The sequence below is a fragment of the Candidatus Paceibacterota bacterium genome (assembly GCA_028716825.1).
Lineage (GTDB): Bacteria > Patescibacteriota > Minisyncoccia > Minisyncoccales.
This window is the reverse complement of record JAQUPA010000023.1, coordinates 1-8,001: the sequence shown is the minus strand read 5'-3', so window position 1 is coordinate 8,001 and position 8,001 is coordinate 1. Positions and strand designations below refer to the sequence as shown.

Below are 8,001 nucleotides of genomic sequence, written 5' to 3'. Positions count from 1 at the left end.
AAAAATATTACAATGACCAAAAATGGTTTGATAAAGAAAAAGTCCTTAAGAGAAAAGAAAACATTATTAAAAAAATTGACAAAAGCATATCTTTAATTGTAAATGAAATAAAAAAATAAGAACTATGATTTTTATTTTTATTAATAACTCAAGTTTTGAATTTTATAAAAAAATATATATATTTTTCTAGTAAATTAGTTTTATGAAAAAAATTTTAGTAATAGCGTATTATTTTCCTCCTGCTGCTGGAGTAGGAACTTTTAGAATTGCAAAGTTTGTAAAGTATTTACCACTATTTGGATGGGAACCGGTAATTTTAACAGTTAAGGAAAAATATTATAAAAACAAAGATAATAGTTTAATTTCTGATTTTTCAAAAAAAATTAAAATATACAGAACGGATATTATGAATTTCCCAATTAATAATGCGGATATAAAATGGTTGCCGTTTTTATTTAAAGATTTTCGAAAAGTTATTAAGAAAGAAAAACCAAATTTATTATATTTTACCGGTGGTCCGTTTTTTCAATGGAGATTGGCGCCGTTTTTTAAAAGGAAATATAATATTCCCTATATAATTGATTTTCGCGATCCTTGGTTTTTAGATCCATACGAAAAAGAAAAATCAATCCTAAGAAAAAATATAAGTGAATTTTTGAAAAAAAAATGGGAATTATTAATTATAAAAAATGCAGATAAGGTTATTTTTGCCACAACTAACATGGAAAAAATTTATAGAAAAGAATATAATTTTTATAAAGAAAAATTTTTAAGCATAGAAAATGGTTACGATCCTGATGATTATAAAAATGTTCCTCCGAAAAAAAATTCAAATTTTTCTATAGTTTATACTGGAAAATTTGCACATTATAGAGATCCTAAAAATTTTTTTAAAGCTCTTGGGAAATTAAAAAATATAATAGATTTTCAATTTATGCACATTGGGGAAAAAGAGAAAAAAATAGAAAAGATTATAAAAAAAGAAAGAATTGAGAAAAAGTCCCTTTTGGTGGGTTTAAAGACTTACAAGGAAACAATCAGCCATTCCAAGGGAGCTGATGTACTTGTTTTAATTACGGGAAAGTCTAAGCTTGAATCAACTCAAAAAGTCTTTGATTATGTGGCTTGTGATAAACCAATAATTGCCATAACTAATAAGAATTCTGCAGTAGCAAGGGTTTTAAAAAATTTTAAAAAGGCCTTTGTTATAGATGATAATCCAGAAATTATTAAAGATGCTATAATAAAAATTTACAAAGACAAAACCAATAATGTTTCTTTTGGCGATCAGAAAATTATGTTAGATTACAATCGTAAATTTCTTACGAAAAAATTAGCAGAATGTTTAGATAGGGTTGTTATTCCTGACAATCATTAGAAATAAGACACACCATTATGGAAAAATTTTTTTACTATCTTTTGCTTATATCGGCGATTTTAGGATATTCTTTATCTTTGCCGTTTTTTTCAGACATATATTTATTTCATATAATATTTGCAATTTTATTGTTTCTCTTTTTTGTTGGTCTTCTACTTTCAGGAAAAATCAAGATAGAAATAAAGAATATTAAAAATTATTTATTATTTTTTCTTATTTGGTTTTCTTGGATTTTACTTTCATTTTTCTGGGTAGAAGATTTATTTCTGGCTTCTAAATTCACTTTAATTTATTTTTTAATGTTTCTTTTTGCTATTTTTTTAATTATTTACAACAAAGACAAAGAAACTTTCAAAAAAACATTAAAAGTATTATTTTTTATTTCTTTATTTGCTTTGCTTATAGGGACCATTGAGGCTTTTACACCTCTTCGCTTACCGGTTTCTCCTTATTCTAGTGTAGCAAGGTATGATTTGAGGGTGGGAAAATATTTAGAGACTGTTCCTACTTCTTTCTTTTATAATCCCAACAATTATGCAACTTTTTTAAGTTTTTTTCTTCCCTTTACTCTTTTTGGAATTAATTTTGCTAATGGTAAAAAAAAGAAAATAATATTTTTGCTTATCTCTATATTAATTGGGATTAATATTATAATGTCGGGTTCCAATCTCAATATAATTGCACTTATTTTTATTTTATTTGTTTATTTTTGGTTATCGTGGCTTAGAAAAAAATCCTTTAAAAGTATTTTAAAATATGCTTTGATAATTCTTTTAGCTTTATCTGTTTTTTCTTTTATATTAAAAACAAATGCATTTTTAAGTTCCCGTTTTAATCAAACTACTGGATACATTAATAAAGCCACGTCAAGACAGTTTTCTTCTCGTGGAGGAGATTCCTTTTCTACTAGATTTACTATTATCAAAAAAATTATTTATCCTCCTAGCGCTTTAGATTTTTTTCGAGGATTTGGAATTGGAAATTCAAGAGAATATTTAAGAAAACAAGAAATTCCTAATGATATTACAGATCCTCATGGTTGGTGGCTTGAAATCTTAGGAGATTTTGGCTTCTTTTTCTTTTTATTGTATTTATTTTTCTTTATTTCAATCTTGATAAAACTTTGGAAAATTATTAAAAAACCCAAAGAAAAATTTAGTCTTTTTCTTTCAAATTCATGTTTCCTAGCTCTTTTTGGTTTTATAATTAGCTCCATGAGTCCAAGTACTATAGCTTATTTTATACCTCAGTGGATTTTGATTAGTATCGCAATTATTACTATAAATTTATTTTCAAAAAGACATGAAAATTCTTTATCTAGCTGACGCAAAAAGTATCCACACAAAAAAGATAGTTAGTTATTTTACAGAAAAAGGCCATGAAGTTACTGTGGCTTCTTTTCAAAAAGAAGAAATTCCAAATGTAACCGTTTTCGATTTAGGGATTAAAAAAATTTCTCCTAAGGGTGGTATGGCTAATTGGAGGTATTTATCAAAAAGAAAGGAATTTAATAAATTACTTAAAAAAATAAAACCAGATATTTTACACAGTCATTACGCTACAAGCTATGGTCTTTTGGGGGCATTATCAAGTTTCCATCCTTTTATTATTTCTGTTTGGGGAAGCGACATTTTAAAATTTCCAAAAAAATCTTCCTTGCACAAGAAATTAATTAAGTTTAACTTTAAAAAAGCAGATTATATATGTTCAACAAGCCAGGTTATGGCAAGAGAGATTAAAAAATACACGAAAAAGAAAGTTTTGTTAACTCCTTTTGGCATTGATTATAAAAAATTCAGGCCAATGCCGGAATTAAAACCAAAGGAAAAAATAATAATTGGCACAATAAAAACTTTAGAAAAAAAATACGGCATACACTATCTTATTCAAAGCTTTTCGTTGCTTTTTAAAAAATATCGAAATATTCCCCTTGAGCTTCATATTGGTGGTGGAGGAAGTCTAAAAGAAGAATTGCAAAAATTATCTGAAAAATTAGGCATTAAAAATAAAACAAAATTTTTAGGAAATATTCCTCACGAAAAAGTTCCAGAAATTATTAATTCTTTTTTTGTGTCAGTATTTCTTTCTGAGAGTGAAAGCTTTGGGGTCTCTGTTTTAGAATCAGAAGCGTGCCAGGTGCCTGTAATTGTTTCTAATGTTGGTGGTTTGCCCGAAGTTATGAGAGATAAAAAAACCGGTTTTATTGTTCCTAAGAAAAATCCAGAAAGCGCAGCAAAGAAAATTGAAGAATTAATCTTAAATAAGAACTTAAGAGAAATAATGGGTAAAAGAGCTAGAGACTTTGTTATAGAGAATTATAATTGGGAAGAAAATATAAAAATCATTGAAAATTTATATAAAAAAATATTGGATTAGTTACTTGGCCAAGATTAATGATATTTTAATTATAAATTTTTTGAAATAAAAAAATGAGAAAAAAGAAAGAAAACAATTTTATAAGAAATAAAAAAAAGATGATTTTCTTTTTTGTCTTTTTAATTTCATTAATTTTCTTTTCTATATATTTATTATTTAGTTCTTGCAGAATTGATAATTTTAAAAACATAAATGATTTAGCCGTTTTAGATAATAAAGAAAATTTTTCACTATTTCCTCCTTATTATCTTAAAGATGATAATATAAATTCTTTTTCCAAATTGAGTTTTGACTCAGAAGGAATTATCCTTCCCTCTTATAAAAAATATAATCCAGTTACCGTTGCTCAATATGCTGCCTCTCTTTATAGGTATTACCTAAAAAATCCTAATTTTTTAATAAAAAGAGAGTTCTTGAAACAAGCAGATTGGTTATACAATAATGCGGTAGTTAAAGGAAATGATCTTGCTATTTGGGAATATGATTTTCCCGTTAAAGATCAGGGAGCTGAGCCACCATGGATTTCTGCAATGGCCCAAGGAGAAATAATTAGTGTATTAATTGAAGCTTATACTCTGACCGGCAATAGAGAATATCTAGAATTAGCGCACAAAGCCCTTGGACCTTTTAAATTTGATATTGAAAAAGGAGGAGTAAAAAGTTATTGGCCCGATGGATCTATATTCTATGAAGAATATGCGACCGAAAAAAAATATAAAGTTTTAAACGGGTTTATATTTGCATTAGCTGGGGTGTATGATCTATATAGATTTGAAAAAAATCCAATTGCTAAAAAAATTTTTGATGAAGGCGTAGAGTCTCTCAAAAAAAAATTAGAAAATTACGATGCGCTTTTTATTTCTTATTATTCATTAAGTAAAAAGCCAACTAAATGCGAAAGTTATCATAAGATTCATATCAAACAACTTAGCTGGCTTTATTATATAACCGGTGATAGATTTTTTTTAGAGTACGCAAAACTTTTTAATGCTTATTGTCCTCAACAAAAAAAATATTCAATTTATACTTTTTTGCCGAAGGACGTGAATTACAAAAAAGAATTTAAATTAAAAAACGGAGATTTTTTTAAGGATTACTGGTCTTCAGATAATCAATTCCCCGTTAAAATAAAAATCTTTTTTGATAAAAAAATAAAACTTAGTGGTTTGAACATGATTTCTTTATCTGAAAAAGATTCTCCGCAAGACTATGATATATTCTACAAAAATTTCTTAGGCATAAAACTTAAAATAGATAGGTCGAAAAGTATTATCAAGAAAAATGATTTTGAATATTTAAAAAGTTTAAAAAATTACACAACCCAAATCATTTTTTCAAAGTCAGTTTATATTAAAGAAATAGAAATCGTGATTTATTCTAGCAAGAGTAATGAAAATTTAGTTATGAAAGAAATTGTTCCACTATTTTTAGAAGACGATTATTTTTATAGCTATTATAATAACTTATTTGATCAATTTAGTTTTTTAGATTATAAGGTAAAGCAATAATTTACTGAATTAAAAACATGATTAAAAATTATCCTTTTGTTTCTATAATAATTCCTTGTCGTAATGAGGAAGAATTCATTGACGATTGTGTTAAGTCGATATTAAAGCAAAACTTTCCGAAAGAAAATTTAGAGGTTTTGGTTATGGATGGCATGAGCGATGACAGGACAAGGGAAATTATAAAAAATTATGAAAAAAAATACTCATTTATTAAGTTGATAGAGAATCCAGAAAAGGTTACTCCAAAGGGAATGAATCTTGGGGTGGAAAATAGTAAGGGGGATATTATCATTTTTTTAAATGCTCATTCTGTGTTTGATAAGGAATTTTTAAAGTGGACAATTTATTACTTAAAAAATAGACCAGAAGCAACGATAGTGGGTGGTACGTTTACTTCCATTGTTAAAAAAGACAATTTTTTTTCGAAAACAATTGCTTTGGTTCTAGATTCTGTTTTTGGAAGCGGAGGAGTAAGATATAGACAAAGAAAAAAAGAAGGATTTATAAAAGACACTTTGCCTTTTGCCGCCTATAGAAGAGACTTTTTTAAAAAGATAGGCTATATGGATGAAGAACTTTTACGAGGACAAGACGCTGAATTGAATTTAAGAATTCTTAAATTAGGAGGTAAAATTTATTTTAGTCCAAAAATAAAATCATATGTGTATGTTCGTTCGTCTCTTAAAAAGCTTTTCCGACAACAATTTCAGTACGGATATTTTAAGGTAAAAATTGCCCAAAAGCTTGGTTTGAAATCTATTCTTCGTCAAATAATTCCTTCAGTTTTTGTTTTGGCTTTATTCTCTACAGGAATCTTATCATTTTTTTCAGAAATCTTTTTAGTAATTTTCTTAATAATTTTCGGAGCTTATTTTTTTCTTGATTTAATATTTTCTTTGCAGATAGGAACAAAAGAGGGATTTAAATATTTCCCCATTACTCTTTTTGTTTTTTTTCTACTACATTTTTCCTACGGGGTAGGTTTTCTAGGGGGTGTTTTAAGTTTTTTAATATTAAGAAAAAAAATTAAGGGCGATATTGGAATTAATCGTTAAGAATTTTGAACCCTAATTTTCCTTTTAAAAAAAACAGAAAAGTGTTATATTTTTAAAGGTATGGTTATTAAAAGCAAAAATCAAAAAGTTTTATTGTTTTCTGGTCTAGCGGTTTTTCTTTTGGTCATTGGAATTTTTATATATCAGTCTTATTATAAAAAAAATACGGAGTTAGGAGATGGCAATAAAGAAGAGCTAAACGAACAACAAGAAGAAACGGCAAAAAACGAAGAAAATGAAGATAAAGAAGTGGCTGATAATATTAAGATTCCAGAGCCAGACAATTTAAAATGTAGTATAGAAGATTTTGCAATAAAGCTTTCCTGGAGCACTCCGGCATCTGGCGATAATTTAACTTATAAAATTTACAAAAAAAGTGAAAACGAAGAAGAATTTAAGAAAATTGCAGAAAACATAGAAAATACAGAATATCACGACAAAACTGAAACCGATCCTTATTTGAATTATAGTTATTACGTTACAGCAAAAAATTCTAATAGCGAAAGCGATCCTTCAGAAGCAGTGACTTGCAAGATACATACAGAAGTGAATTATAAAAACCCTTCTTTAAAAATAAGTTTTTTGCAAAGAATTTTTTCTATAAAAAAAGCCTTAGCAGCTAATACGGCTGGTTGCGTTCAACCAAGTCCTAGCTTTAATCCTAATAAGTTAGTCAGTGATGTTGATTTTATAAACACTAGCTCAATGAGCGTTAGTGGAATTCAAAAATTTCTTGAGACAAACAATTCTGTCTTAGCTGATATAAATCCAAAAAGATTGTGCGGGACAAAGACTACAGCTTGTACCAACACAAAAACAGCAGCTCAGCTTATATACGAAGCAGCCGTTTTGCGAGCTAGTGGCCAGTCGGTAGGAATAAATGCTGGTGCGATTTTAGTAACATTGCAAAAAGAACAAAGCCTTATTACAAAAACTTCCTGGCTTGATAATTGTAGTGCTGGTAGTAGTTGTCCCTATCCAACTTTACAGTATGCTCTTGATTGGGCAATGGGATATAGCGTTTATGAAGAAGATGGTACAAGAATAGAGGAGTTAAAAGGTTTTAAACAACAGTTATTAGGTGTTCCTGGTAGTTGGTGGGGAGCCCCAAGAAGCTTAAGGAATAATTATAATCTTGGCAGGGGGCCAAACGGATATTATTTAGGAGATAGTTTTGTTCTTTCAAACACAACAGGTTATTATTGTGTTCCATCATCTCAGAGAGTAAAACCCACAACAAAAGCGACAATGTCACTTTACAGGTATACTCCCCATGTATTTAATGGAAATTATAATTTTTGGTATTATTGGAATAAATGGAAAAGTTGGTTTCCGTATCAAGCGACAAGCATATGGAATTTTATATCAAGCGGAAGTGGAATTACTTCCAAGTCTAAACCTTACACCACAACAACCTGGAATTACAGTAAAAGCAAGTTTGCCTCAGGAGACGTAAACGGAGATGGCAGGGAAGATCTTGTGGCTCTCTACAACTATGGAACTGCAAAAACAGGGATATGGGTGTTCATCAAAACAGACACAGGCTATACTGCTCAAAAATGGTGGGAATCTAATGCTTGGAACTGGTCTTCAACCAATCTTCAGGTGGGAGATACAAATAATGATGGAAAGGATGATATTGTACTTTCGTACAAGTACAGTCTAAAGAAGATGAGTATCTGGA

6 protein-coding genes are annotated in these 8,001 nt (G+C 28.5%); all 6 read left to right on the top strand.

Features of this window, described 5'->3' with window-relative positions; genetic code table 11:
- The first annotated feature begins 202 nt into the window (after positions 1-202).
- Positions 203-1,378, top strand: a complete 1,176-nt coding sequence (locus PHI88_03475) for a glycosyltransferase (GenBank protein MDD5552188.1) — start codon at positions 203-205, stop codon at positions 1,376-1,378.
- Positions 1,379-1,395: 17 nt separating this feature from the next.
- On the top strand, positions 1,396-2,703 hold the full coding sequence (locus PHI88_03470; protein MDD5552187.1) for an O-antigen ligase family protein: 1,308 nt from the start codon (positions 1,396-1,398) through the stop codon (positions 2,701-2,703).
- A complete protein-coding gene (locus PHI88_03465; protein ID MDD5552186.1) occupies positions 2,681-3,754 on the top strand; it encodes a glycosyltransferase in 1,074 nt (357 codons plus the stop codon). Before PHI88_03470 ends, PHI88_03465 begins: the two co-directional genes overlap by 23 nt.
- 53 nt (positions 3,755-3,807) lie before the next feature.
- Positions 3,808-5,262: a D-glucuronyl C5-epimerase family protein gene (locus tag PHI88_03460; GenBank protein ID MDD5552185.1), complete on the top strand. Its 1,455-nt coding sequence runs from the start codon at positions 3,808-3,810 to the stop codon at positions 5,260-5,262.
- Positions 5,263-5,279: 17 nt separating this feature from the next.
- Positions 5,280-6,317: a glycosyltransferase gene (locus PHI88_03455; protein MDD5552184.1), complete on the top strand. Its 1,038-nt coding sequence runs from the start codon at positions 5,280-5,282 to the stop codon at positions 6,315-6,317.
- A 60-nt stretch (positions 6,318-6,377) separates the two neighbouring features.
- On the top strand, positions 6,378-8,001 hold a 1,624-nt coding region (locus tag PHI88_03450), incomplete at its 3' end, for an FG-GAP-like repeat-containing protein (protein MDD5552183.1).

Excerpts from the sequence above, each read along its gene's own strand:
- PHI88_03470 (MDD5552187.1), top strand. The coding sequence starts at position 1,396 with ATGGAAAAATTTTTTTACTATCTTTTGCTTATATCGGCGATTTTAGGA.
- PHI88_03475 (MDD5552188.1), top strand. The coding sequence starts at position 203 with ATGAAAAAAATTTTAGTAATAGCGTATTATTTTCCTCCTGCTGCTGGA.
- PHI88_03460 (MDD5552185.1), top strand. The coding sequence starts at position 3,808 with ATGAGAAAAAAGAAAGAAAACAATTTTATAAGAAATAAAAAAAAGATG.
- PHI88_03465 (MDD5552186.1), top strand. The coding sequence starts at position 2,681 with ATGAAAATTCTTTATCTAGCTGACGCAAAAAGTATCCACACAAAAAAG.
- PHI88_03455 (MDD5552184.1), top strand. The coding sequence starts at position 5,280 with ATGATTAAAAATTATCCTTTTGTTTCTATAATAATTCCTTGTCGTAAT.